The organism is Bacteroides sp. Marseille-P8574, assembly GCF_902825465.1.
Classification (GTDB): Bacteria; Bacteroidota; Bacteroidia; order Bacteroidales; family Bacteroidaceae; genus Bacteroides; species Bacteroides uniformis.
Map to the genome: position 1 here is coordinate 301,738 of NZ_CADEBE010000002.1, position 25,729 is coordinate 327,466.

At 42.3% G+C, this 25,729-nt stretch carries 21 protein-coding genes; 9 read left to right on the forward strand and 12 right to left on the reverse strand.

What is annotated here, in order from left to right; genetic code table 11:
* Positions 1–65 precede the first annotated feature (65 nt).
* Both HUX74_RS13570 and HUX74_RS13575 read right to left on the reverse strand, forming a co-directional pair.
* A complete protein-coding gene (locus HUX74_RS13570) occupies positions 66–2,585 on the reverse strand; it encodes a DEAD/DEAH box helicase family protein (RefSeq protein ID WP_070750002.1) in 2,520 nt (839 codons plus the stop codon).
* A gap of 188 nt (positions 2,586–2,773) precedes the next feature.
* Positions 2,774–3,007, reverse strand: coding sequence for a helix-turn-helix domain-containing protein (locus tag HUX74_RS13575; RefSeq protein WP_009127288.1), 234 nt, complete (start codon positions 3,005–3,007; stop codon positions 2,774–2,776).
* Between the two features lie 122 nt (positions 3,008–3,129).
* On the opposite strand from HUX74_RS13575, the gene HUX74_RS13580 reads away from it, so the two are divergent.
* On the forward strand, positions 3,130–3,603 hold the full coding sequence (locus tag HUX74_RS13580; protein WP_009127287.1) for a hypothetical protein: 474 nt from the start codon (positions 3,130–3,132) through the stop codon (positions 3,601–3,603).
* Positions 3,604–3,676: 73 nt separating this feature from the next.
* Entirely contained in the window at positions 3,677–5,635 is a 1,959-nt protein-coding gene (locus tag HUX74_RS13585; protein ID WP_062694925.1) for a patatin-like phospholipase family protein, read from the forward strand.
* An 11-nt stretch (positions 5,636–5,646) separates the two neighbouring features.
* Here the strand turns inward: HUX74_RS13585 and HUX74_RS13590 are convergent, their stop codons facing one another.
* Both HUX74_RS13590 and HUX74_RS13595 read right to left on the reverse strand, forming a co-directional pair.
* Positions 5,647–6,234, reverse strand: coding sequence for a tyrosine-type recombinase/integrase (locus tag HUX74_RS13590; protein WP_004312697.1), 588 nt, complete (start codon positions 6,232–6,234; stop codon positions 5,647–5,649).
* 123 nt (positions 6,235–6,357) lie between these two features.
* Positions 6,358–6,663: a hypothetical protein gene (locus tag HUX74_RS13595; protein ID WP_009127285.1), complete on the reverse strand. Its 306-nt coding sequence runs from the start codon at positions 6,661–6,663 to the stop codon at positions 6,358–6,360.
* Between the two features lie 142 nt (positions 6,664–6,805).
* Between HUX74_RS13595 and HUX74_RS13600 the strand changes: the two genes are divergently transcribed.
* Together HUX74_RS13600 and HUX74_RS13605 are read left to right on the forward strand one after the other, a co-directional pair.
* The gene (locus tag HUX74_RS13600) at positions 6,806–7,048 is read left to right on the forward strand and encodes a hypothetical protein (RefSeq protein WP_009127284.1); all 243 of its coding nucleotides are present in this window, start codon (positions 6,806–6,808) and stop codon (positions 7,046–7,048) included.
* Between the two features lie 361 nt (positions 7,049–7,409).
* Positions 7,410–8,789, forward strand: a complete 1,380-nt coding sequence (locus tag HUX74_RS13605) for a hypothetical protein (protein WP_062694921.1) — start codon at positions 7,410–7,412, stop codon at positions 8,787–8,789.
* Positions 8,790–8,886: 97 nt separating this feature from the next.
* On the opposite strand, the gene HUX74_RS13610 is transcribed toward HUX74_RS13605, so the two are convergent.
* A complete protein-coding gene (locus HUX74_RS13610) occupies positions 8,887–10,917 on the reverse strand; it encodes a recombinase family protein (RefSeq protein ID WP_229097397.1) in 2,031 nt (676 codons plus the stop codon).
* A 46-nt stretch (positions 10,918–10,963) separates the two neighbouring features.
* Here HUX74_RS13610 and HUX74_RS13615 point away from each other — a divergent pair, with 46 nt between their 5' ends.
* Both HUX74_RS13615 and HUX74_RS13620 read left to right on the forward strand, forming a co-directional pair.
* Positions 10,964–11,443 carry a hypothetical protein gene (locus HUX74_RS13615; RefSeq protein ID WP_174646848.1) on the forward strand — a complete coding sequence of 160 codons (480 nt, stop codon included), beginning with the start codon at positions 10,964–10,966 and terminating at the stop codon, positions 11,441–11,443.
* Between the two features lie 246 nt (positions 11,444–11,689).
* On the forward strand, positions 11,690–12,133 hold the full coding sequence (locus HUX74_RS13620) for an Hsp20/alpha crystallin family protein (RefSeq protein ID WP_171030452.1): 444 nt from the start codon (positions 11,690–11,692) through the stop codon (positions 12,131–12,133).
* Positions 12,134–12,213: 80 nt separating this feature from the next.
* Here the strand turns inward: HUX74_RS13620 and HUX74_RS13625 are convergent, their stop codons facing one another.
* The 6 genes from HUX74_RS13625 to HUX74_RS13650 form a co-directional block, all read right to left on the reverse strand.
* On the reverse strand, positions 12,214–13,350 hold the full coding sequence (locus tag HUX74_RS13625; protein WP_117600892.1) for an acyltransferase: 1,137 nt from the start codon (positions 13,348–13,350) through the stop codon (positions 12,214–12,216).
* Positions 13,351–13,651: 301 nt separating this feature from the next.
* On the reverse strand, positions 13,652–14,767 hold the full coding sequence (locus HUX74_RS13630) for an ABC transporter permease (protein ID WP_117600893.1): 1,116 nt from the start codon (positions 14,765–14,767) through the stop codon (positions 13,652–13,654).
* 112 nt (positions 14,768–14,879) lie between these two features.
* Positions 14,880–15,983: an ABC transporter permease gene (locus HUX74_RS13635; protein WP_119961534.1), complete on the reverse strand. Its 1,104-nt coding sequence runs from the start codon at positions 15,981–15,983 to the stop codon at positions 14,880–14,882.
* A 47-nt stretch (positions 15,984–16,030) separates the two neighbouring features.
* On the reverse strand, positions 16,031–17,488 hold the full coding sequence (locus HUX74_RS13640) for an ATP-binding cassette domain-containing protein (protein ID WP_129643801.1): 1,458 nt from the start codon (positions 17,486–17,488) through the stop codon (positions 16,031–16,033).
* Positions 17,466–18,356 carry an HlyD family secretion protein gene (locus HUX74_RS13645; RefSeq protein ID WP_117600895.1) on the reverse strand — a complete coding sequence of 297 codons (891 nt, stop codon included), beginning with the start codon at positions 18,354–18,356 and terminating at the stop codon, positions 17,466–17,468. The genes HUX74_RS13640 and HUX74_RS13645 overlap by 23 nt, the downstream gene beginning before the upstream one ends.
* 34 nt (positions 18,357–18,390) lie before the next feature.
* On the reverse strand, positions 18,391–19,653 hold the full coding sequence (locus tag HUX74_RS13650; protein WP_174646849.1) for a TolC family protein: 1,263 nt from the start codon (positions 19,651–19,653) through the stop codon (positions 18,391–18,393).
* A 191-nt stretch (positions 19,654–19,844) separates the two neighbouring features.
* On the opposite strand from HUX74_RS13650, the gene HUX74_RS13655 reads away from it, so the two are divergent.
* Positions 19,845–20,738: an AraC family transcriptional regulator gene (locus HUX74_RS13655; RefSeq protein WP_174646850.1), complete on the forward strand. Its 894-nt coding sequence runs from the start codon at positions 19,845–19,847 to the stop codon at positions 20,736–20,738.
* A 2-nt stretch (positions 20,739–20,740) separates the two neighbouring features.
* On the opposite strand, the gene HUX74_RS13660 is transcribed toward HUX74_RS13655, so the two are convergent.
* The gene (locus tag HUX74_RS13660; protein WP_174646851.1) at positions 20,741–21,286 is read right to left on the reverse strand and encodes a methylated-DNA--[protein]-cysteine S-methyltransferase; all 546 of its coding nucleotides are present in this window, start codon (positions 21,284–21,286) and stop codon (positions 20,741–20,743) included.
* Between the two features lie 167 nt (positions 21,287–21,453).
* On the opposite strand from HUX74_RS13660, the gene HUX74_RS13665 reads away from it, so the two are divergent.
* Complete coding sequence (locus HUX74_RS13665; RefSeq protein ID WP_174646852.1) at positions 21,454–22,524, forward strand: efflux RND transporter periplasmic adaptor subunit; 1,071 nt, start codon at positions 21,454–21,456, stop codon at positions 22,522–22,524.
* Between the two features lie 20 nt (positions 22,525–22,544).
* Positions 22,545–25,673, forward strand: coding sequence for an efflux RND transporter permease subunit (locus HUX74_RS13670; protein ID WP_174646853.1), 3,129 nt, complete (start codon positions 22,545–22,547; stop codon positions 25,671–25,673).
* Positions 25,674–25,729: the final 56 nt, after the last annotated feature.

The window sequence follows — 25,729 nt, forward strand, 5'->3', positions numbered from 1 at the left end:
GTGAATATTGATATACAAATCACATTCATTACTTTGATGGCTAATAACCTAAAAAAAATAGTTTTCTATTTTTGAATAGGCTTTTCCGCGTAAGTGCTTTTTAAATCATCAATAGATAAATGATTCGCATCTAATAACTTTTGAATTTCCACATGAGATAAACCGTTAATGTCTAATTCTCGTATCCCTTTAAAAAACAGTCTTGTATTATCTATCAGACTATGCAATTGCTTCTTTTTCATAATAGCTAATTGGGCTTTATGAAATCCGCCTGCCGAAGTCACTTTATTTGTGGGGGCAATTAATATAGGAATATATTCTGCATGATATACTCTTTCAAACCATAAGCAAGAATTATTTATTTGCCCCATCTCAGTTTTATTAATTTCCCCCCTTTGTTCTTTAACTTCATTTTTACATTCAAAAAGTATATAATCATTATCCCTCACACACCATAAGTTATCAGGTCCCTCACCACGTTGTTTATCAGGTCTCTCTACTATAAAACCAAGAATGTGCCCTAATTCATTCAAAGACCTTTCAAAAGTGTCCGCTTTAATTCCAAATTGGAGATTTCCGAGAGTCTCCTCTAATTGTATCATCAATAAATCATGATTATCAAACTGCCTTACCCAAGAAATAATATTATTTATTCGATTCTGATTCACAAAGCTAATGTTAACTAAATCCATCCCCTCACGCGGCTTCAACAAATAATTATTCAACTTGTGAGCAATAATCTGCTTCTTGTTTGAATCTACTTTGTTTTTTGAATATAAATAGCGTGCCATTTCTTGCATATACCATCCTTTTTCGCTATTATCGTTAATATATGTGTCTATAAGTCTTTGAATTATATCAACAGCCTTTTGACACTCTCCATACTTATACTGTAACTCAGCTTCCTTCTCTAATTGTAGTATATTCAAAACTCTTTCTTCTTTAGATACAACTGGTGCATCATTCATTCTACTTATATAAAAATACTTCCAACCTTCATCTCTATTTATACATTGCATTATTAAGCTGTTCAACAGTTTCATTTTATCATCTAATGAAGCATCTTCTTTAGAGTACTTTGTTATATCCAATCCTATTTGAATCTGAGTTTGGGTTTGGGATGAAAAGAAACTCCTAGTTCGCTTGTTTTGAATAATGTTAATTAGCTCTGCACCAGTAAGGATAATGACACAATAATCCCTTTCTCCTCTTACTCCTCTTCCCAATCCTTGTTCTATTTTTTGTGCAATTTTAATAAGAATAGCTTCACTATCAACACGTGTCATCTCTTGATATCTGTCAGAAAGACTTTCTGCATATGGCTTTGAATCAATAATCAAAATACGACAATTATTATCAGCTAAATCAATCCCATCATATCTATTAACTAATACATTTGTAAAGTCATAATTTCCACTTTTCAAAACACTTATATCTTCATCTATAGTCAGCGCTGTAGATATTCTCGCATTATGAGCTTTCCAAGATTCTGAATGTGCAAAACTTGGAACTAAAGATATGACACCATACTTTCTATTTTTCAAAGGTCGTGCAAACTCTTCTATTATTCTAGAACGAGTTAAGGATTCATCAAACATCGAAGGAATTAATATCATTTTTTCACCAGACCATGCTTCCTTATGGTATTGCAGTGGAGCTTTTATCGCATCTTTATCAAGTCCTAATCCTTTAATAAAAAAGGAATCATCATTAGTAGTAGCAGACATTAATACCCGATGAGCAGCTCTTGAAAATGTTCCAAATTGTTCTATTGGATTACAATAAGGAGATATTTCGATATGGCTTCCTGAAATGTAACATTGGCAATCTTTTACTATATCTTTGATAAGATTCCAAGCAAATTTCACATTCAAATTCTCTTGTAAACCAGCTAAAAGCCTAACCATCTCACCTACTTTCTCTTGCCAAGCCCAATAGGGAACCAACAAAAAAGAATCATGATTTCCTAACCTAATATCTTCCAAAGTCCCTAATCCTTGTTTCTCTAGCTCGTTTTCAAAAATAGAAAGAACTTTTTCATAACCATCTTCATCTTTTTTTATAATAATCGTAAAAGCCTTTTGAATAGCATCAATACATGCATGAGAATCATCTAGAACAATACTACCTACCGATTCAGAGCGATTACGTAAGCCAAATTTTGTTAATCCATTAAATAATTTGTGCACTGAAGTTATTAAAATAGATTTTGAATCATAAAAATCCATTGGAATATTTTTATCTGCTCCAATAGTACAATATTTGATACCAAATTGTGTAGCTTGTTCACATGTTTGTGTTACCAAATTATACGTTGGACATAAGTAAAGAACTGGTCCTTGGTTTAAGTTTAACTTAGACTGCAAAATAAGCAACCCAAGCAATGTTTTCCCTTGTCCTGTATGTAATTTTAATATAACATCTTTTTTATCTTTATAATTATTCCACCAGTCTTCTAATACAGCTAATTGCGCTGGCCGCAATGCATTCTTATCACTTGCACGGTCAAGAGTATCATATATTTCAATAGGGTTAGTTTTGACAATTGCAGTACCGACTGCTATTTTCTTTCTAAAATCAATCATATGCATATTTTTTTATAATCAAAAACAATATGCAAAACTAATCATTCCCAATCAATAATTTTCTTTTCTGAAGAGATTTTTTGCTTCTCAAAGAAATATACCCTAAATCATATCAGATATCAAATGTAATCCAACAAAATTCACTATCAAGATTTGTGAATATAAGCATAAGATTGTACTAGCATTTATTACTCGTCATTCAATGGAGCATTGGGTAAAAAGTCTTTCGGAGAACAACTAAACACTTTAGCCAATACATTCAAATGATTGAGATTGTATTTTGCCCTTCGTTTGGGGTTTTCAATATCTGCAATAAAACTAGGGGAAAGATTCATGTAATCTGCCAATTCTACTTGTGACCACTTTCTTTCCATCCTCATTGCCTTTACCTTTTGTATTACAAATTCTTCTATATTAGTCATATATGCTAATTATTTAAATTTGTAAAGGAAAGATTATTGCAGAAATATTTTGAGCGTACATGTACGTGTATTATCTTTGCAGTCTCAATTATACAAGAAGTGTTTAACTAAAAAAAAGAAAAATGAAAAAGAAAACCATTTTTTTATTGACCATTTTATTAATGGCAATTTTCGTAACAAGCTGTTCAAGCGATGATGATAATGAAAAAACAGAATTCACATCAACACTAACAGTAAATGGAAGTGCTGTCAAGATTACAAATCTCGAAGGTAAAGCAATAGCGAATAGTATGTTTGAATTTTGGGTAAATGATGCAACATCCGATTTTTATATTCAAGGTAACATTGACTATCGTGAAGAGCTAACAACGGGGAAAGATGTAACCAAGGGTTGCAAAATGTCAATTGCTTTAGTAAAACTTGAAGAATGGTATTCCTCTGAAAAAGAGTATGTTTCTGGTACTGTTACAATTGAAAAATGGGATTTGGAAAATTTCAGAGTTACACTTGTATTTAAGGATTATAAATGCAAATCGGGTTCAAAGAGTATTGTTTTGAACGGTAGTGTTACCTTTCCAACATCCATAAATATTTAATCAATAGAATAAACAACTTTAAATTGAGTAGTTACACACAAGTATAACTATTAAATGCGGCTTCATTATTCCTATGAATAAAATTGCACTTGCACTTATTTTATTAATATTACCATTCTCTTTAGTCTACACATCACCACGAAAAAAGGTAGGTATCGTTTTAAGTGGTGGTGGTGCTAAAGGGGTTGCGCATATTGGAGTAATAAAGGCTCTTGAAGAATTAAATATACCTATTGATTATATTGCAGGAACAAGCATCGGAGCTATTATTGGCGGATTATATTCTATAGGTTATACATCCGAACAATTAGAAACAATAGTGAAACAAACAGACTGGATAGACCTACTTACCGATAAAGTTTCACGCAAAGAAATTCCTTTTCCGTTTAAATCCGATGACAGTAAATACCTTATATCATTTCCTATCAACAATAGTGGAAAGAATGGAGGTATAATAAAAGGGAAGAACATATCACAGTTATTACATCAACTTACAGAAGGCTATCAAAATGTAACTAATTTCGATAGCCTTCCAATTCCTTTTGCATGTATTGCCACAGATATGGTAAAAAATCAAAAAGAGGTCATCCGCTTTGGCAAACTTTCAGAGGCAATGCGTGCAAGTATGGCTGTTCCCGTTGTTTTTTCACCGATATATTCAGGACAAAAAGTTTTAATTGACGGAGGATTTAAAGACAATCTACCAATTGATGTTGTCAAAGCTATGGGAGCAGATATTATTATTGGCATTGATGTACAATCTGAATTATCAGATGCGGATAACTTGCATTCCATTGCAGGGATAGCCAATCAGCTTATGTTAATGATTTGTCAATCATCGCTTGATGAAAGTACTAAGGATATAGATGCTTATATAAAAGTTGATGTAGAAAACTATAATGCTGCAAGTTTTACAAAAGCCGCAATAGACACTCTCATTATAAGAGGAGAAAATGCCGCAAAAGCCAATTACAACACATTATTATCAATCAAGAATAGGGTAGGCATAGTAAATAATAAAAAAAACAATAAAACCAAATTCCCCTTGTTTTATCCGCAATATGCTCCAAGCAATGATAATCAACTAAGAATTGGACTAAGATTCGATAGCGAGGATATTGCAGCAGTGATTCTTAATATCAATTTGAATAAACAGAAAATCGGGAAAGCCGAAATAGTGGCAAGAGGAGGAAAACAATCTTTTCTCAGAACCCAATATCATCTTCCTATATCAAAACCACAATGGATAACACTTTCAAATCAAATTGGTTACAATGATATATTTTTATACAGTCATGGACACAAAATATCTAATCCAACCTTTATACGGAATACTAGCAGTCTGATTTACTCTATTATACCTTCAAGAAATCTTCAAATGGAAGTTGGAGCTTCATTAGATTACCATCGGTATTATAGAACATTGGTAAGTGAAGATGCAACACTAATGAAACGAAAGAATTTATTTCTTAATTATCATACAAAATTGAAATATGAAACTTTAGACAAAAGATATTTTCCTACTAAAGGTTTGAAAACTAATATTTCTTATACAATATATACCAATTTGCATACTAACACTGCATACTCATCACTTGCTGCCCAAGTCACCAAGATATTTCCAATCACACTAAATACATTTATTATACCGACAATATACGGAAGATTTATTTTCAATGATGGTATTCCGTTTATGTACAGCAATGTTATCGGTGGAGAAGGATATAATCCACATTACGAGCAACAAATACCTTTTTCAGGGCTGACTCATACAGAATCCACCCTAAAATTATTGGGAAATGCACAAATCCAAGTAAGACATAAATTTCACGAAAAGCAATACCTTACCTTATCAGGAAATTATGCCATCCATCAAAATCAGTTTTCCAATTTCCTTCAAGGCAAAAAAATATATGGGACAAGTATTGGATATGGCTACGATAGTCCATTGGGACCTATAGAGGGATTTATATGTTACTCCAATAGGACTAACAAACTGGGATTTTATCTTAATATCGGATTTGGATTTTAAAAAATACAGATTTAAAAACTGAGCATATCATACGTTTCTAACAACTCTTCTGTTCTTAATCCTAAATAACGCCTTGTCGTTTGAATATCGGCATGATTAAATAATTCCGATAGTTTGATAAGAGCAAATTCCGAGTTTTCCCCAGCGGTCTCTACAACCTTCCTACCAAATGTTTTTCTCATCGAGTGGGTGGAAAAATGTTCTATCTTCAATCCATATTTAATTTTTATTGATTTAAATAACACATTAATTCGTTGCGTACTATACACTGTTTTTTTTCGACTAACAAAACATTTTTCATCTTTATCTACTATATCCAAAGCCTTGAAACAGTCTGCAATATGCTTTTGGAAATTGGAATTGACTTTTATTTCCCGTCTCTTACCTGTCTTCTTTTCAATGATAACAAACTTTTCATCATCTAATAACATAGACCATGTAAGAGCGAGAATGTCTGATATACGTAACCCAAAGAAGCTACCACAGCCTATTAACAATGACAAACGATATTCCTTATCCCTATATAGTTTGTGAACTAGCGATAACATTGAATCCCATTCCATATAGTCAGAAGTAACATAACTATTTTTTAAGCTCATAATATTCTTTTTTAATTGAAATCTATTGTTTTTGAATCTAACACGAACCCATTTATTATTAAAGCATTGACAATCAACTTATATTCAAAAGTTATATTAGTGAATATTAAAAAACTCTTTTAATTAGTCACCACAATAGAAATTGTTACCTCTTCCATATCCCATTGCATAAGAAAGAGTTTCTGAATCAATTCCTTTATACCAATTCTCATTTGTCTTGGCTTCTTTTCTTTCGTTGTGCGCTTTCCAACTTGCGGCTATCATTGCATCAAGCCTTGCTGCTTTTTCTTCGAAAACTTTGACTGCATCCCGTTCCCAACTCCAAGCTGCTCTAAGACACTCCGACCAAGAACGTCCCCTGCGTTGAAAATCGTTATTGTAAAGTCTATGAGCATCTTTCATCACTTGTCTTTTATTATACCGTTTCATATCGTCTTCGTTTTAATCACAGCGCAAAGATATGACATATATTTAATACATGCAATTTATTTACACTAGAAATAGTTAAAAATATGACATTTATTCATTTTATGTCACACAATTACTATTTTTGCAAAAAAACTATTGCATTATGGAAGAAAAAGAGAAGAAAGAACGGACAGTAATTCATCTTTATATAAAAGAGAACGACACCCACCACTATTTCGGAAGCATAGCCAATGTTTTTGAATATTTTTCGCCTGATATACTTGGGATTTCCTACGGTTCTTTACGAAATTACGGATTATCCAACGAAAAAACTTTTCAAAACTCAAAGTGCATCATTCGAAAAGGAACCCTTTTGTCTAAATCGGGGAATAGGGGCAAAAAATAAATAGCAAACAGTGTGCTACCTAACATTCGGATATATATCCAGTCACTTATATTTCATATAACACATTGTATTACAATAAATTGATAATACCTCGCAAAAATCAGATAATAATAAGACACTTTATACCATACTTGTACTTTTTGAGGGCTTTTCAGGCAAAATTTCTTATTAAAAGGTGGTAATAGATATTAGAAAGTCGTATATTTGCATAAACAAAATATACTTATATTATATAGTTGAAAGTAGGCATACTTGGAAGTAATGGTTTGTTAAGGTTGCATTGCTTCCTTTGTTCAACTATCAAACCTTAACATCCTAAATAAGTGACACGTACAAGTCACACAATAATATCAACCTTAACATGTACAAAAATGAAAAATTCTCTTTTAAACTGATGATTTCCGTCAATGGTTACACAGAAAAACCTACCAGTAAAGACTACAACAAAATATCCTTTGAAGAAAAGGAAGTTACTATTTCTGAATTGGAGCAATTTATAAAACAAGGATATATATTCTCTTGCACATATATCGACAAGGAAATAAAATCCCTCTTTGGTTATAAGAAGAAAGAAAGGGCTTTACATACTAACATAATAGTATTCGATATTGATAATACATTATTATCATTCAATGAATTATTAGTAACATTGAAATATCAGCCAAGCATTGCGTATACCACATTTTCACATATTACTAAAGGAAACAGATATAGACTTCTATACATTTTCAATACACCACTAAATCAAAATCAATATCAGATACTATATGATAATATTATAACAAATATAGAATTAGATAATCATAATAGAGCAATCTACCAATTTTATTTAGGGAGCTACGCAAATTGTAAACTTATAAACAATCTTATCATTTATAGTTATGATGACATTTCCATTTCTAACAGTATAAAAGAAAAGCCAACACCATACAATATACAGTTACAAATGGAAAAGAGAGATAAAGTTGTTGTTGAAATAAAGGACCATGAATATATTACCAATTTTTGGAACCTTTCCCATAAAGACTTAATAGAAAAATACAGAGAAAAATATCCATTCTTTGAAAATAATTTGGAAGAAGCCAATGAAGATATTCCATATATTACAATACCTGAAAACTATTGCTGTATCAAAAGATATTGGTTCAAGGAAAAAACAAAACTTGATAATGGTAATTGTGTTTACTCCAACAGAGTATGTAAAATTAAAGACGGGAACGGGCGTAGAAAAAAACTCTTTTTAAATGCTATAGTACGCAAATATATGTACCCACAAATTGAATTTGAACATTTACTGCACTGTTTAGCCAACGAACTATACTACTACATCAACAACAGCAAGGACCCAATAAGCAAACAAGAATTATATGATATCGCAGAAAATGTATACAATGAAAACATTGACAAATACTCAACAATAATTAAACAACAGCAGACAGAAAAAAGAAAATGGATAATAAACCCTCAATATTGCATTAAATACAATCTTTCAGCTAAGACTGTACGAAATATGGTAAAAGGGAAAATCAATAATGAATTAATTGGCTTATATTATGATTGTTCCAAATCCCTAAAAGAAAATCTATCAACTTTTAAAGAACTGAATTTAAAAGTAGGAAAAAGTAAATTATATGAATGGTGTAAAGAAAACAACATTCCAACCAATATAAAAAATAATCAATCAACTAAAAATACTGTTGGCTTATATCTGTATAACCCTATTTCGGCAATAGCAGGATAGGATTCCACTATAGAAATCCACCCGTTACAAACTATAAGGGGGGGACTACAAAATCCTCCCCCTGAGTGAGGGGTTACGGTGGTAGGAATATTATTATTTATGACTTGGATAATAAACGTTCCAAGACCTTGTCATTGTGTGCTTTCCAATCAGTTCTGTTTTCTTGTAAAGATTTTCCAAAATCTTCATTAGAAGGTACGCTTAAATCTTTACCACTATCTTCATAAGCATAAAAAGGGAAACATCCCATCCATCCTGTTGCTTGTATCATTTGATTAAATGTATCATAATCATACTCACCTGATTTAAACTCCACATATATTTTACTTCCACCATGATAAGTAATAATACGTGTACTTTTATCATACGAAAAACAATGTTCCGTATTATTAAGTAACCACCCCTGAAATTCAACACCATAATGACAATGCAATTCATCATAAAACATCTCCTCCTTTTTATAACGAGCGCATTTAATTGTTCCCCACATCTCCTCACCTCCTTTATAAGATACTACGACCAATAACCAAAGTTCATGTAAACGAAATATAGTAATTTTATCAATATATTCATCAACCATAGTCTTTACCAAATCCCTATTTTTCCTAATCTCATCCATTTTATTAATCAACAAAGGATTGGCATTCAAACGCTTCAAATTATCAATAGTAATTCTCTTTGTTGTGATTTCTCGTGACAATTTATCCATAGTTTTGTTCAACACGTTTTTAGTTTCATCATATTTATGTTTTGCATCTGAAATCAAATTCTTTGCAACCTCATCGTCTTCAATCGCAATAAGACGTTTAAGTGTCTTTTTATAAAGATTCTCCGCTTCAACCAATTCTGTATTCTTTGATGATTTTATTTGAACCAACTCTTCGATTTCTTTCCCTAAATTTTCTATCTTTAAAATATTGGTCTGCTGAATATTAATCTCAGCAAACATTTGAATTGACAACTGTAAAACAAGTCCATCCAATTTCCATTGTCGAAGTTCTGCCCCATTCGTGCATGTTCGTGGTTTATCTTTACGATTCACTCTACCATAACATTTGTAAGTACGTCCACCACTGATATAATTTTTAGATGTTTCATTTGATTTCCCTACAGAAAAATTAGCACCGCATTCGCCACATACCATTAAATGTTTCAATAAATTCTCATGCCTGACTGCATTATTCTTATTATAATGCGCTTTGGAAAGTTTATCTTGGGCTTGCTGAAACAACTCGTCTGATACAATTCGCAGACTTTCCACATGTTCCGAATATTCATAAACAATCTCTCTATCTTGCCTTTCGGATAACGGAAGTGGATTGGTAGGGTCTGGTTTATAAAATGTTATTCTACGATTTCCTTTATATAACTCATTGTGCATAAGTCTGTTTATTGTAGAAATACGCCATTTTAAATTATCTGTATCAAATTTGTACTCTTTCACCTCCAATCCTTTTGCTTCTCTATTCTTCTTGTACTCATTCAATTTCCTTACGTATGGAGCAGGTACTTTCTCAGCATTCAATATCTCTGATATTTGAATTGAAGAATATCCACCAACATACATTTCAAAAATACGGGCAACAATCTTACTTTCGATAGGATTTATAACAATCTGTTTATTTTCATTGTGCATATAACCATACGCACGTTCATCCCCACCTCCATGACCTGCTTGAACTTTTGTTATCTTGCCACTTAATGAACGTTCAACAAACAATTCTATCTCATAGCTTGACATAACAGCAAGCACATGCAATAAAATAATACTACCTACATCTTTATTACTATCTCTTACCCACAATTTTTGTTTATCAAAATACAAGTTAATACCTTTATCTATAAACAATTTGATTTGTTCTAATAACTCCGTAGCATTTCTTGCAAGACGAGAAAATTCAGAGAATAAAATTATATCAATATCCCCATATTCGACTCTTTCAAGCATCTTCACATATTCAGGACGGAACTCTCCCTTTTTAAAACCACTAATAACATCTATGAAAATATCCTCTTCTTCAACGTTCCAATGGTTTTCTGCTGCAAACTTCAACAATTCCTCTTTTTGTCTATCAGTTGTCTGTTGTTGCGTACTAACACGACAATAGATTAGTACCTTCTTATCCATATTATTCATTATCTTTGCGCTGTTAATTACATCAATATCAATTAATATGGAAACAAATATAGAAATAAATAAACCAAGTCCCAAGTTTCAGGATGTGTCAATCGCACCTATGCATACAACGGAGCACATCATCAACCAGACTATGATAAGGTTATTCGGTTGCAGCCGCTCCATATCAGCACACATAGAACGGAAGAAAAGCAAGCTGGACTACCGTCTTGCCGCCTGCCCCACGGAAGAAGAAATAGAGAAGCTGGAAGAGGCCGTAAACGAGGTAATCGCCCGACAGCTGCCCGTCACAACAGAATTCATTACGCAAGAGGAAGCGCAAGGACGTTTCGACTTGGAACGCCTGCCCGATGGTGCTTCGGAAACGGTACGTGTCGTGAAAGTAGGCGATTACGACGAATGCCTCTGCATCGGAGTACATGTGGAGAATACATCAGAAATCGGAACCTTCAAAATCATCAGTCACGATTGGGACGAAGAAGCCAAGCGTTGGAGAATGCGTTTTAAATTAGTCTGAAAATCTATCAATTTTAAATAAATAAGATAGCAAAATGGCATTAAACAAGCAAATAAGTCAGTTTTTCAATGACAAATAGTCAATAGAGTCAGCAAAGACCGGTTGGCATAAGGTTTGCAATATAGTTAGCGAACGACGGTTCAAGAAACGGACGGTGAAAAACCCAAAAGGCAGGCACCCGAAGACAAAGAACCGGAGTTCAAAACTAAATAGCATGTTTAACTTAAACAATAGGAGACTATAACTATGATGCCTGTAAGAAGAAACCAAAATTGGTTACCGAGTATTTTTAATGATTTCTTTGACAATGATTGGATGGTAAAAGCAAATGCCACCGCCCCTGCCATCAACGTATTCGAAACAGCAAAAGAGTACAAAGTTGAATTGGCTGCTCCCGGTATGACAAAAGAAGACTTCAACGTTCACATCGACGAAGAAAACAATCTGGTCATCAGCATGGAAAAGAAAACAGAAAGCAAGGAAGAGAACAGCAAGGACGAAAAGAAGGAAGGCCGCTACTTGCGTCGCGAATTCTCATACACCAAGTTCCAGCAAACCATGATTCTTCCGGACGATGTAGACAAGGAAAAGATTGGCGCCCATGTAGAAAACGGCGTGTTGAACATTACATTGCCTAAGTTTACAGAAGCAGAAAAAGAAAAGGCCAAGAAATTCATCGACGTAAAATAACGCCCGGCCATTAAAAAGAAAATCTCCCGCTGCACAAGATAATGCAACGGGAGATTTTTTATATCCATAGCTATGCGGAACTATTTCTTTTTCCCTTTCAGAAAACGATCTGTCAGCCACTTGCGCACCGGTTCGTCGTACAGTTTCAAACAAGCATAAGCAAGAACAAAAGCTCCAACGAAAGTAAGCATCATATAAGGGATGCCTTCCACCATTGTAGCGTTATTGTTGCATACCCAAGCCGTATAAGTATATACCAATGGATAATGGGTGATATAAATCGGATAGGAAATATCTCCCAGGAACTTGCATACGGCAGTAGAGCGCTTACCGGTCACCTTGCCGCCGGCTCCCATCGAAACAATGACCGGGAAGATGCAGATAATACAGAAAGCCTCGTAAAGCCCGTTCATCCAGTAGCCGTCCTCACCTCCGATACGGGGAATGGAAAGAACCACCACAATCAGCAGGCTACACCACCAGAAAGCACGCTTTTCAAGCCGTATCAGCCAGCCGAGGCGTGACAGAAGCAATCCGCCGAAAAACGGATACATCAGCCGGACCATGCCCACATACTGCTGTTCCCAGTTCAAGGCCCAACCACCCACAATATCACCAGCAGGAGCAGTCAGACAACGGTACACCGTAAAACACCCTGCCACAAATACCAGCACCGATAAGGCCACCTTATTGAACTTGCGTACAAACAACGCATACAGAATATTACCGATATATTCATAATAGAGCGACCATGCCGGACCATTCAACGGATGCATTTCCGTCCAGCCACGAATGTCGAACTTCAGCGGAAGGGGAAGCAAAGTACAGCCTAGTAACATTACCAGCAGCATGGTTCCAACAGACGTATTCTCGATAGGTGGAAAACAAGGCGACTCTTGAAAATAGAAAAAGGCAGCGCCCACAATGCTTCCCATAATCACCATAGGATGCAGGCGAATGATACGGCGTTTGAAGAAAGTGCCCACGGTCATCCGGTTCCAACGGTCATCATAAGCATAACCGATAACAAAACCGGAGAGCATGAAAAAGAAATCCACTGCCAGATAGCCATGATTGATAATTTGAGTAAGATGACTGCCGCCTGCATGTGCTTCAAAAAGATGGAAGATAATAACCATGACAGCCGCCACGCCGCGCAGTCCGTCAAGAATCTCATAATGCGGTTTCGAGGCAAGATAAGTAGTCTGTGTATTCATTTTGGTATAAGATATTTATTAATTTGCGCGCAAAGATAAGAGTTTTTTCCAATAAGGGAACTGATAAATATCATATAAACTCTATCAATTAATTAACAAGTATAACAGCTATTAGATATATATCACTACTAGCCCCCCTTTCCACACAAAAAACAGCTTTCATTATCCATAATAAAAGGGCTACACCTTTTCCTCCTCATGGTGTAGCCTTAAACACAAAAGGGTGTAGCTATCCAAGGCAAATGGTGTAGCCTTTCTTCAAGAAAAAAAGCCAAATGGGATGCTAATATAGAAAAATCAGTTAACTGCTTTTCCTATAACTTTTTACCGCCCACAGATTGAAGACCAATGCAAAGACCAACAAGGCTCCCAACTGCGGAAACAGTTCGGCAAATCCGCCGCCACGGAGATAGATGGTACGCATCACCTCCACAAAATAGCGCAGCGGATTGATGCGGGTAATCCATTGCGCCCATTCGGGCATACTGTGGATGGGAGTGAAAAGACCGCTCATCAGGATAAGGATAAGCATGAAGAACCACATGACGAACATGGCCTGCTGCAACGTTGCCGAATGATTGGATATGACCAGCCCGAACCCCGACACCACCGGCAGAAACACCAGAGCCATGCCATAGATAGTGAGGAAATGCCCCGCCGGCAGAATGCCGTAAAGCAGCCATGCCAGCACGAAACAGATGGTGAGCACCACCAGGCCTATCAGCCAGTAAGGTATCAGCTTGGCGGCAATGAAGGTGAACTTGCGGACGGGAGTGACATTTATCTGCTCGATGGTGCCCGCCTCCTTCTCGCCCACCACATTGAGGGCGGGGAGAAAACCGCAAATCATGGTCAGCAGCATCACCATAAGGGCGGGAACCATGAAAAGCTTATAGTTCAGAGTGGGATTGTAAAGGTTTTGTGTAGCGATATCCACCCGGGGAAGCGACTTCCCGGCAAGCCCTTGCGAAGACGACTCCGAACCCAGTTCACGGGTATAGTCACTGATGATGGAAGACAAGTAGGAACCTCCCAGACTGCCCTTCGTACCGTTCACGGCATTGGCCGCCACCAGCAGACGGGGCGCCTCTCCCTTCACCCAATCCTTTTCGAAATCGCGGGGAATCTCCAGCACGACATCCGCCGAACCGGCTTCAATGGCGAGCAAAGCCTCATCGTATGTATCGGAAAGCGCTGTCAGGCGGAAATAAGTGGATACGCCGATTTTATCTACCAGACGGCGGGACAAGACGCTGTGGTCATTGTCCACTATATTCAGATTGATGTTCTTTATCTCCAGATTGGCGGCCCAGGGCATCAGTATCATAATCATGCACGGGAAAATGAAAATCAGCTTGGGCAGGAAGGAGTTGCGGAACAACTGCTTGAATTCCTTTTCAATGAGAAACTTTATCATAAGACGATATTTTAAAGATTTTAGACATAAGAACAAAAGAACAGATTTCCCGTATCCTTTTGTCCTTATGTTCTTCTGCCTGAATAATTAATATAAAATTCATATCCGCTCTTTACTCAAGCCGATGCTTGAATTTCTTGAAACTCACCGTTATCAGCAATACCGCCATCGTGGCAAGTATGCCGACCTCCATCAGCACAAGCGAAACATCCACTCCCTCAATCATCAGCTTACGCACCGCCTGGATATACCAGCGTGCAGGAAGCACAGCTGAAATGGCCTGCAAGATAACGGGCATACTCTCAATGGGGAATATCATGCCCGAAAGCAACATGGTGGGCATCATCAGCATCAGTCCGGACACCAGCATAGCGGCAACCTGCGTCCGGGTGACCGTGGAAATCAGCAGCCCCAGCGCCAGGGAGACAAAGATGAATAGCAGCGACACCACCACCAGCCAGAACAAGCTGCCCGCCACGGGAACATCGAACACATAGACCGAAAGCAGAAGAATGGTGGTCAAGTTGACAAACGACAGCACAAAATAGGGCACCGCCTTTGCCAGAATGATGAAAAGCGGTTTGACGGGAGAAACCAGCAGGACCTCCATCGTCCCCGTCTCCTTCTCGCGCACAATGGAGATGGAGGTCATCATGGCGCAAATCAGCATCAGAATAAGCCCCATGACACCCGGCACGAAGTTGTAGGCACTCTTCATCTGCGGATTGTACAGCAGCTTGAGCTGGGGTACGATGGCAGCGGCATGCACTCCCGGCGGAAGCATCTCCTGCCCGGCAGAGGAAATGATGTTTGCGGCATAGCCTGCCTGCATAGTCGCCATATTGGGGTCTGTGGCGTCGGAGACAAGCTGCACGCGCGCCTCGCCGGTATAAAGCTTGTCCGAGAAACGCTCGCTGAAAACAAGCGCCATGTCAATCTCCCCTCTTCCGAAAGAAGCCTCCATATCGGCGGGAGAATACAGGCGGCAGATGACGGTGAAGTATTCGCTTGCATCCATGCGGTCGATGATACGGCGGGTAACTACGTCATTCGACGGGTCGAGCACCGCCACACGCACGTTCTTCACCTCGGTGGTGATGGCAAAACCGAAAAGGATTATCTGCACGATGGGCATGCCCAGCAGAATCAGCATCGTGCGCCGGTCGCGGAAGATATGGAAGAACTCTTTTCGGATGAAAGATATGAATTGTTTCATTGTCTATATTTATATTTAGGCTCGGATAACGCGGATTTCACGGATTCTCAGTCGGCGGTTCGCACGGCTTGGCGAGCCAGTTGTTGGAATACATCGTCCATTGTAGTGGCATTGAACTGCCGTTTCAGCTCCCCGGGAGTGTCGAGTGCACGGATGACGCCATCTACCATGATGGAGATGCGGTCGCAATACTCTGCCTCGTCCATAAAGTGGGTGGTGACAAAGACGGTGATGCCCTCGTCGGCAGCCTGGTAAATCAGTTCCCAGAACTGGCGGCGCGTGGCGGGGTCTACCCCACCCGTAGGCTCATCCAGAAAGACAATCTTGGGACGGTGGAAGATGGAGACGGAGAAGGCCAGCTTCTGCTTCCAGCCCAGTGGAAGGCTTTTCACCAGTGTGTCACGTTCCTTTTCCAACCCGAGGCGGAGGAGCAGCTCCTCCGTTTTAGGAGCAATCTCCGCTTCGGGGATGCCGTAGATACCGGCAAAGAGGCGGATATTCTCCCACACCTTGAGGTCTTCGTAAAGGGAAAATTTCTGGCTCATGTAGCCGATGTTCTTCTTCACTTCTTCGGGTTGGGAAGCCACATCGAAGCCTGCCACGCACGCCTTGCCGCCGGTGGGACGACTAAGCCCCGTAAGCATGCGCATGGCGGTGGTCTTGCCTGCCCCGTTGGCTCCCAGGAAACCGAAAATCTCGCCCCGATGGACTTGGAAGGAGATGTGGTCTACGGCGGTAAAATTGCCGAAACGCTTGGTCAACCCTTCCACTTCAATCACATTGTTTTCGTGGTTTTCCACCCGTTCGTGCTGCAAGCCCGGAGGGCAGAGGATGCCCGCAAAACGTGTCAGGATGCGGTCAGGGGTATCGACGCCTTTTATCTCCCCTTCGTTGATGAAGGCGATGCGGTCGCATTGGCGCGCTTCGTCGATGATGGGGGTGGAAGCAATGATGGTGATACCCTGCTCCTTCAGCCGGCAGAGCATTCCCCAGAATTCCTTGCGGGACACGGGGTCGACGCCCGTAGTGGGTTCGTCCAGGAAGAGGACATCCGGTTTATGGATAAGAGCACAGCTAAGGGCGAGTTTCTGCTTCATGCCGCCGGACAACGCTCCGGCGCGGCGCTTGCGGAAAGGTTCTATCTGCCGGTAAATGTCGCGCACCAAATCATAATTCTCCTCGATGGCGGTGTGGAAAACGGTGGCGAAGAAATTGAGATTCTCCTCTACCGTCAAGTCCGGATAGAGGGAGAAGCGTCCGGGCATATACCCCACCCGCCTGCGGATGGCTTTGTAGTCCTTCACCACATCCAGGCCGCAGACCGAAGCCGAGCCTCCGTCGGCAAGCAGCAAGGTGGTGAGGATGCGGAAAAGCGATGTCTTGCCCGCACCGTCCGGCCCGATGATGCCGAAAAGCTCACCGGGAGCTACTGACAGAGAGACACCCCGCAGGGCTTCCACGCTGCCGTAACGTTTGGAGATATTAGTTAAAGTTACAGCCTCCATACATTCCTATTTTCAGCATCCCGTCATTCTTCACGGCAATCTTTACGGCATAGACCAGATTGGCGCGCTCGTCTTTCGTCAAGATAGTTTTTGGAGTAAATTCGGAGGTATCGGAAATCCAGGTGACAACGCCAGGATATTCTTGGCGCACATCCTTGCCATAATCCGCATAAACCTTCACTTGCTGCCCCAGCTTGATTTCGGCAAGCTGTTCGGAGGTGATGTAGGCACGGAGGTAAATCTGCTCCATATCCGCCACTTTGAAAAGAGGGGTACCGGGAGCAGCCAGCTCTCCGGCTTCGGCATATTTGGCAAGGACGGTTCCCGTCAGCGGAGAGGTGATGTGGCATTTGCGCAGCTGGTCTTCTATCTGCGCCACCTGGATGCCGACGGAGGAACTTTGCCAAGTGAGGCTGCGGTCGCTGTTGCGCAGGGTGGAGTTCTGGGCGTCGAGCTGCTTGCGGAGGACTTCGAGAAGGGACTCGGCATCATCGAGCTGCTTCTGGTTGGCGGCACCCACACGGAGCAGGTTGGACACACGATCGCGTTCGCGCCGTGCCTGCACAATCTGTTCCTGAGTGGCGGCTACTTGTTTCAGGATATCGGGCCGCTGGCCTTCCACGGACTTGACACTGGCCTCCAACTGGAGTTTCTTCAGATAGAGTTGGACGGTATCTATAATGCCTACTTCCTGCCCGTCTTTCAGTGTCGTGCCTTCCTCGATGTCGAAACTCAGCAGTCTTCCGGACGCCTCGGCAGAAACGATGACTTCGGTAGCCTCGAACGTTCCCGTCGCATCATATTTCGGAGCACCGCCGGTGCAGGCGGCAAGGAGAAATAAAAAAGGAAATAATTTCAATGATTTCATACTATTTCAAGTTATAAATTACGGATTATAGTCACTAATTGTTCAGCGTATATTTCAGCTGCCAGATGTTCATCAGCAACTGCACCTCATGCAATGCCTTAGTCTGTCGTGCCATACTTTCGTTGGTAATCTCCCGCAGCATATCGGTCACGGTCATTGTCCCGTTCTGTACCTTGGCCTCGGCTGCACGGCGGATATTCCCACGCAGACGGATAATCTCGTCATCATCCACCATCTGGCGGCGCATGGATACAATGCCCGCATCCTGCTGCGTAGCCTGCAGGCGAATGTTGAAAAGGAACACATCCCGGCCGGTCTCTATCTGTTGGCGGGTATTGTCTATCCTGCGGCGGTCGTTCTTCAACGTATACAGACTGCCGAAATTCCAGGACATGCGCACCCCCGCCATGTAATAGGCGTTGAATTCATCTTTCAGCATATTCAACCCCGGATTGCCGTATGCCCCTTGTACAAAAAGGCCGAAACGCGGCATCAACCGGGTGTTCAAGGCTGCCTCCTGCTGGCGGAGTTGCTCTCCCTGCGCATCGTACCAACGAAGTTCGGGACGGTTGTTCATCTGCCGGTCTATGTTTTCTTCGGCAGCCGGTTTCAATAAAACCGTTTCGGAAGAGAGATCCTTGCCCGTAAAGGCAGCAAGCATGCTGAGGTATGCACGACGGGTGGTCTCCAATTCCACACGGTGCTGCCTGGTGTTCAGTTGCTCTACGCTGACTGCATCCAGGTCGCTCGGGGTGGCGATGCCATTGGCTATATAGTCGGCTACCTGCTTGTGGGTTCTGCCCAAATCTTCTTGCAAGAGGCTGTTCTGTTTCAGCTGTTCGTCCAGCAGCAGGATGCCGAAAAAGAGCTGGTTCACCCGGTCAGTCAAGGCATACATGTCTACATGCTGTTTTTCCAGTTCCACTTCCGAGGCGGCACGCGTCAATCGTTTTCTGGAACGTATATCCCCACCATCCCAGAGGGTCTGCTGCACTTCGAGCATCACCTGGTACTGGTCTTTCGGAGCAGTCTTGATGTCGAGATTAGGGATTTCGACCGGTAGCCAGGTGATGTCACTCTGGTACGTGGCCTTGCCGGATAGGGAGAACTGGGGCAAGTAACCTTTTCCGGCATTAGAGAGGTCGTACTCGCGTGCCTTTTCTATCAGTCCATATTGCCTGACCAACGGATAATTGTCCTGCGCCCGGCGCTGACACTCCTCCAACGTGAGCTGGGCATGTGCCAGCATGGCGGCAAGAGAAAGGGTAAAAAAGAAAACGGTTCGTTTCATATCCATTCTGTTTCTTGTTTATTCTACATGGTTTTGTTCTATACACATGCAAAGATAAAGGCATAATCCTATACCCTTACAATCCATTTGTGCGCAAAGATGTTCTAATAGTACGACATTTCGTAGGAAAAGGCAAATAATAGGAACACTTTATTATCTTTGCGGTGGAAATATACATTATTCATAACGGGAAAGATATGGAAAAGAACAAACCGATAAGCGTCGCATTCGAGGACATCCGCAACAATCCGGATTTTATAGAACATTCTGAATACAGATTTATAAATGATGATTTGGGAATGGTTATCAGTTTCTTTGCCATGGGCTCTAGACTATTCCGTACCGGGCAACCTTACCGTGCCAAAGAAGGGAGGATTATACGTATCATGCAGGGCAGTGGCCGGATATCTATCAATCTTATCGAATACGAAGCCACAGCCCATGATATTATTATCATTCCCGACAACTCGCTGATAGAGATACTGGAAATCAGTCCCGACTATGAATTCCAAGTCCTCATGCCTACCGCCCATTTTCTGCCTGTGATACAGAATTCCATTCTTACGGAAGCTTACACACGAAACGGGATTCTCTTTTCATGCAACAACACGGAATGGACACGCATCAGCCACTTTTTCTCTTTATTATGGGACATACTTCATTGTTCGCCTTACCGCCGCGAAACCGTACAGCACTTGATTGTCTCACTTCTCTATAACCTTAAGTATATCCACGAGCACACATGCAAGTCAACTCCGGCACGTCTTTCACGCCAGGAAGAGCTATTCCGCCGCTTCATCGCTTTGGTGAACCAACACAGTAAGCACGAACGCAGCGTCAACTTCTATGCCGACAAGCTATGCCTGACACCGCACTATCTGAGTTCGGTGATACGTGAAACAAGCGGGCAAACCGTGATGCAATGGATTAATCAAGCAGTTATCCTCGAAGCCAAAGTATTGCTGAAACACAGTAATCTGCTGGTGTTTCAAATATCAGACGAACTGAACTTTCCCAATCCGTCGTTCTTCTCGAAGTTCTTCAAACGTATGACGGGGATGACACCGGCGGAATACCAGAAACAAACCTGACCTTAGAACAATTGTACTACACGAGAATTCGGCAATCCATCGCAGGAGTCTGCTTCCAATGCCAGCAGCCCTTGTTTTGCTGCCAGTCCACCGGCATAGCCTATCAGTTGACGGTTGCTGCCCACCACACGATGGCAGGGAATGAATATGGAGAGGGCATTCGCCCCATTGGCAGCCGCTACAGCCCGTACGGCCTTCGGGTTGCCCAACTTTCGGGACAGCTCGCCGTAGGACACCGTTTTCCCGTAAGGAATATTCAGCAACTCCTGCCATACCGTTTTCTGGAAATCCGTCCCTGCCAACAGTAACGGCATGTCGAACGCCGTCCGCTTACGGGCAAAATATTCATCCAACTGAATGATTGCCGTTGAAATAACTTCCGAAGTGCCCTCCTCATAAACGGCATGCAGCGTATTCCACATCCGCCTGCCGATTTTCTCCTTGCGCTTTTCGCTTACCCAGTCGCACAGACAAAGTTTGTCTCCTAAAGAGCCGAGCATCAACTCGCCATAAGGAGACCGATAATACTGAATCCGAATTGTTTCCATAAACTTGCTTTTAGTTATATTTGCACTTCCGATGCTTCCGACAAAAATAGATATTTATATCCGGATGTACAAGATAGAACATATTATAATACATTCCGACCTTTTCCATTTGACAATATCGGGGTATATTTGTAAATATATAAAAACATATGATTAAATAATATACAATGAAACAGTTCTATTGGCTTATAGTAGGCATTTCCCTACTCTCACTGGCTTCCTGCAAGGGAAAGGTCAAGATGGCAAGAGACTGCCAGACAGTGAAAATAGATACAGTTATTTCAGCAGACGAACAGACCTATCTGCAATATCCAGGCAAAGTGAAAGCAGCACAGGATATCAGCCTTGCTTTCAGAGTCAGCGGAACCATCCAGAAAATATATGTGGAGAACGGTGCACGCGTAAATCAGGGACAACTGCTCGCCGAACTCGACCCGACAGACTATCAGGTGCAGTTGGATGCCACAGAAGCCGAATATAAACAGATAAAGGCGGATGCCAAACGGGTGATGTCACTTTACAAAGACTCCGTCACTACTTCCAGCGCCAACGACAAGGCGGTATATGGATTAAAGCAGATTGCAGCCAAATACCGGCACCACAAGGACCAGCTCAACTACACCAAGCTCTACGCCCCCTTCAACGGCTTTGTACAGAAACGTCTTTTTGAGGCGCACGAAACGATAGGCGCCGGTATGCCTGTTCTCTCCATAATCAGCAGCAGTATGCCCGAAGTGGAAATCAATCTTCCGGCAGCGGAATACATCCGGCGCGGACAGTTCCACAGCTATTACTGTTCATTCGATGTCTATCCAGGCAAGACCTACCGGCTGAAACTGATAAGCATCACTCCCAAAGCCAATGCCAACCAGCTCTATACCGTACGCCTGCAACTGCTTGCCGACAAGCAGCAGCCCGTACCCTCTCCGGGAATGAATACGATGGTTACCATCCAGTACGACGAAGAGAATTCATGCCAACTGTCCGTTCCGAGCGGCGCCGTACTGCAAATAGACGGAAAAGCGCAGGTATTTGTCTACAACCCGTCCGACAACCGGATTACCGCCCGCGAAGTGACCCTCCTTCGCCTGACAAGCAATGGTCGCAGCCTCATCAGCTCCAACCATCTGAAACCGGGCGAACTGGTCGTGTCTTCCGGAGTCCACCACATCAAAGACGGAGAAACCGTAAAACCGCTCGCCGGAACCAGCGGAACAAATATTGGAGGACTATTGTAACCACTAATCCCTAAAAAACTATGGATATAAGTAAATGGGCATTTCAGAACCGTAATCTGATATACTTCCTAGTAGCTGTCCTGCTGCTGGGAGGAGCTTATTCCAGCTATGAGATGAGCAAACTGGAAGATCCGGAAATAAAGGTGAAACTCGCCATGGTAGTGACACCCTATCCGGGAGCCTCGGCTCATCAAGTGGAACTGGAAGTGACGGATGTACTGGAAAAGAGCATCCGCAGCATGGGCCACATAGACAATGTGGAAAGTTACTCCTACAACGACCTTTCACTGATACAGATAGAGTTGACAACAACCACCCGAGACGATGAGGTGGAACAATGCTGGGACATGCTACGCCGCAAAGTGAACGATGCCCGTGCCTCACTGCCCGACGGGGCCGGTACACCTATCGTCAAAGATGATTTCGGGAATGTATATGGTATGTTCTACGCACTGACCGGCGACGGCTTGTCCGACCGGCAATTGTCCGACTATGCGGAACTCGTGAAGCGGGAAATCAGCGACATGGAAGGAATTGACCGGGTGGAACTCTACGGAAAACGCTCCGAGTGCATCAACATCTCCCTGCTGCAAGACCGCATGGCAAATTTGGGTGTGAAACCAGCTGAGGTGCTTGCCACCCTGAACGGGCAGAACAAGACCACTTACAGCGGCTATTACGACAATGGTGACCACCGCATCCGTGTAACTGTAAGCGACAAATTCAAGACTGTGGAGGACATCGGCAACATGCTTATACAAGGACACGACGACGACCAGCTCCGCATGCGCGACATCGCACAGATAGAAAAAGGATACGAAGAGCCTACCCGCAACGAAATGTTCTTCGACAGCGAACGGGCACAAGGTATCCTGATTGCCGCCTCCAGCGGAACAGACATTGTGAAAGTAGGCGCTGAAGTAGAAAAGAGGTTAGCACAGCTCAAAGAAACCCGTCTGCCTGCAGGCGTAGACTGCCATAAGGTTTTCTACCAGCCGGAACGCGTCGGCGCTTCATTGGGGACATTCATCATCAACCTGATAGAGTCTGTCATCATCGTAGTGCTCATTCTGATGGTGGCTATGGGATTCAAAAGTGGGGTCATTATCGGAATCAGTCTGGTGGTCACCGTCTTCGGTTCATTTATGTTTCTATATACGGCAGGCGGAACAATGCAGCGTGTATCACTGGCCGCATTTGTCCTCGCAATGGGTATGTTGGTAGACAATGCCATCGTCATCATTGACGGCATACTGGTAGACCTGAAAGCCGGAAAAAAACGGATGGAAGCCATGACAGCCATAGGGAGACAGACAGCCATGCCGCTGCTGGGAGCTACGCTGATAGCCATCATAGCTTTTCTGCCCATCTTCATGTCGCCCGACACGGCAGGGGTCTACACACGTGACCTTTTCATCGTCCTGGCAGTGTCTTTGCTGTTAAGCTGGGTACTGGCGTTGGTTCATGTACCACTGATGGCCAATCGGTATCTGCATCCTGCCGTCGAAACCAACGCCACAGGAGCGAGAGAATACAAAGGACGCACTTATGCTGTCTTGCGCGCCGCCCTGCGGATGGGACTGGCACACCGCTGGAGCTTTGTGTTGACAATGCTCGTCCTGCTCGGACTGTCTGCCTTCGGCTACCAGTACATGCGCCAGGGATTCTTCCCCGACATGGTTTACGACCAACTATATATGGAATATAAACTGCCCGAAGGCAATAACTCCACACAAGTGGTTCAAGACCTCCGGGAGATAGAAACATACCTGAAAACACGCAAGGAAGTGACGCACGTCACCACTTCCATAGGCGGTACACCGGGACGCTACAATCTGGTAAGGAGCATCGCCAACCCGTCTTTGGCATACGGCGAACTGATTATAGATTTCACTTCTCCCGAAGAGCTGGTAGACAACATGGACGAGATACAAAGTTACCTGACGCATCATTATCCCAATGCCTACGTCAAGATGAAGCGCTACAACCTGATGTTCAAAAAATATCCTATCGAAGTCCAGTTCATGGGACCGGACCCTTCCGTACTGCACCGGTTGGCAGACAGCGCCCGCAGTATCATGGAGAACACACCGGAGATATGCCTCATCACCACCGATTGGGAACCGCAGGTTCCGGTACTCTCCATCGAGTACGACCAAGCCGCCGCCCGTACTTTGGGGTTGAGCCGCAATGACGTAAGCTTGTCACTGCTCTCGGCCAATGGAGGTATCCCCATCGGATTCTTCTACGAAGGCATCCACCGGGACAATATCTACCTGAAATGCCTGGACGAGGAAGGAAAACCGATAGAGGACCTCTCCAATACGCAAGTGTTCTCCTCGCTGCCATCGCTGAACGGACTGCTGAACGAAGAAACAATGGTAAAGCTGAAAGCCGGTACCCTCTCCAAAGAAGAGCTGGTGGAAAGTCTGATGGGCAGCACTCCACTGAAACAAATCAGCAAAAGTATCGACATACGCTGGGAAGACCCGGTAGTGCCGCGCTACAACGGACAACGGAGCCAACGCGTGCAATGCTCTCCCACACCGGGCATAGAGACGGAAAAGGCAAGGCAGGCCATCGCACGGCAGATTGAAAGGATAGAGCTTCCCGAGGGATACACACTGCAGTGGCAGGGTGAGAAAAGCGCCAGTGACCAGTCCATGAAGTATCTGTTCAAGAACTTCCCACTGGCCATCATCCTAATGATTGCCATTCTGATCATGCTGTTCAAGGATTACCGTAAACCGCTTATCATCTTCTGCTGCATTCCGATGGTTGTGGTAGGCGTGGTAGCAGTGATGCTGCTTACAGGAAAGACATTCAATTTCGTGGCAATCGTAGGGACACTGGGATTGATAGGGATGCTCATCAAGAACGGCATCGTACTGATGGATGAAATAACCTTGCAGATTAATCAGGGAGTGGAACCGATGAAAGCCTTGATAGACAGTTCACAGAGTCGTTTGCGCCCGGTATCTATGGCGGCGCTGACTACAATTCTGGGCATGATACCGTTACTGCCCGATGCCATGTTCGGCTCGCTGGCAGCTTCCATTATGGGCGGGCTGACATTCGGCACACTGATAACGTTGCTGTTCATACCGGTACTGTATGCGTTGTTTTTCCATATTAATACACAAGACTGACAAGGAGACAAGGGAAAAGAAAGACGGCACATTTTTTCTTCTCTCCCTTGTCCTTC

What these genes read in the sequence shown, in the direction of transcription:
- HUX74_RS13570 (WP_070750002.1), bottom strand. Translation starts at nt 2,585, where the DNA reads ATGATTGATTTTAGAAAGAAAATAGCAGTCGGTACTGCAATTGTCAAA.
- HUX74_RS13575 (WP_009127288.1), bottom strand. Translation starts at nt 3,007, where the DNA reads ATGACTAATATAGAAGAATTTGTAATACAAAAGGTAAAGGCAATGAGG.
- HUX74_RS13580 (WP_009127287.1), top strand. Translation starts at nt 3,130, where the DNA reads ATGAAAAAGAAAACCATTTTTTTATTGACCATTTTATTAATGGCAATT.
- HUX74_RS13585 (WP_062694925.1), top strand. Translation starts at nt 3,677, where the DNA reads ATGAATAAAATTGCACTTGCACTTATTTTATTAATATTACCATTCTCT.
- HUX74_RS13590 (WP_004312697.1), bottom strand. Translation starts at nt 6,234, where the DNA reads ATGAGCTTAAAAAATAGTTATGTTACTTCTGACTATATGGAATGGGAT.
- HUX74_RS13595 (WP_009127285.1), bottom strand. Translation starts at nt 6,663, where the DNA reads ATGAAACGGTATAATAAAAGACAAGTGATGAAAGATGCTCATAGACTT.
- HUX74_RS13600 (WP_009127284.1), top strand. Translation starts at nt 6,806, where the DNA reads ATGGAAGAAAAAGAGAAGAAAGAACGGACAGTAATTCATCTTTATATA.
- HUX74_RS13605 (WP_062694921.1), top strand. Translation starts at nt 7,410, where the DNA reads ATGTACAAAAATGAAAAATTCTCTTTTAAACTGATGATTTCCGTCAAT.
- HUX74_RS13610 (WP_229097397.1), bottom strand. Translation starts at nt 10,917, where the DNA reads ATGGATAAGAAGGTACTAATCTATTGTCGTGTTAGTACGCAACAACAG.
- HUX74_RS13615 (WP_174646848.1), top strand. Translation starts at nt 10,964, where the DNA reads ATGGAAACAAATATAGAAATAAATAAACCAAGTCCCAAGTTTCAGGAT.
- HUX74_RS13620 (WP_171030452.1), top strand. Translation starts at nt 11,690, where the DNA reads ATGATGCCTGTAAGAAGAAACCAAAATTGGTTACCGAGTATTTTTAAT.
- HUX74_RS13625 (WP_117600892.1), bottom strand. Translation starts at nt 13,350, where the DNA reads ATGAATACACAGACTACTTATCTTGCCTCGAAACCGCATTATGAGATT.
- HUX74_RS13630 (WP_117600893.1), bottom strand. Translation starts at nt 14,767, where the DNA reads ATGATAAAGTTTCTCATTGAAAAGGAATTCAAGCAGTTGTTCCGCAAC.
- HUX74_RS13635 (WP_119961534.1), bottom strand. Translation starts at nt 15,983, where the DNA reads ATGAAACAATTCATATCTTTCATCCGAAAAGAGTTCTTCCATATCTTC.
- HUX74_RS13640 (WP_129643801.1), bottom strand. Translation starts at nt 17,488, where the DNA reads ATGGAGGCTGTAACTTTAACTAATATCTCCAAACGTTACGGCAGCGTG.
- HUX74_RS13645 (WP_117600895.1), bottom strand. Translation starts at nt 18,356, where the DNA reads ATGAAATCATTGAAATTATTTCCTTTTTTATTTCTCCTTGCCGCCTGC.
- HUX74_RS13650 (WP_174646849.1), bottom strand. Translation starts at nt 19,653, where the DNA reads ATGGATATGAAACGAACCGTTTTCTTTTTTACCCTTTCTCTTGCCGCC.
- HUX74_RS13655 (WP_174646850.1), top strand. Translation starts at nt 19,845, where the DNA reads ATGGAAAAGAACAAACCGATAAGCGTCGCATTCGAGGACATCCGCAAC.
- HUX74_RS13660 (WP_174646851.1), bottom strand. Translation starts at nt 21,286, where the DNA reads ATGGAAACAATTCGGATTCAGTATTATCGGTCTCCTTATGGCGAGTTG.
- HUX74_RS13665 (WP_174646852.1), top strand. Translation starts at nt 21,454, where the DNA reads ATGAAACAGTTCTATTGGCTTATAGTAGGCATTTCCCTACTCTCACTG.
- HUX74_RS13670 (WP_174646853.1), top strand. Translation starts at nt 22,545, where the DNA reads ATGGATATAAGTAAATGGGCATTTCAGAACCGTAATCTGATATACTTC.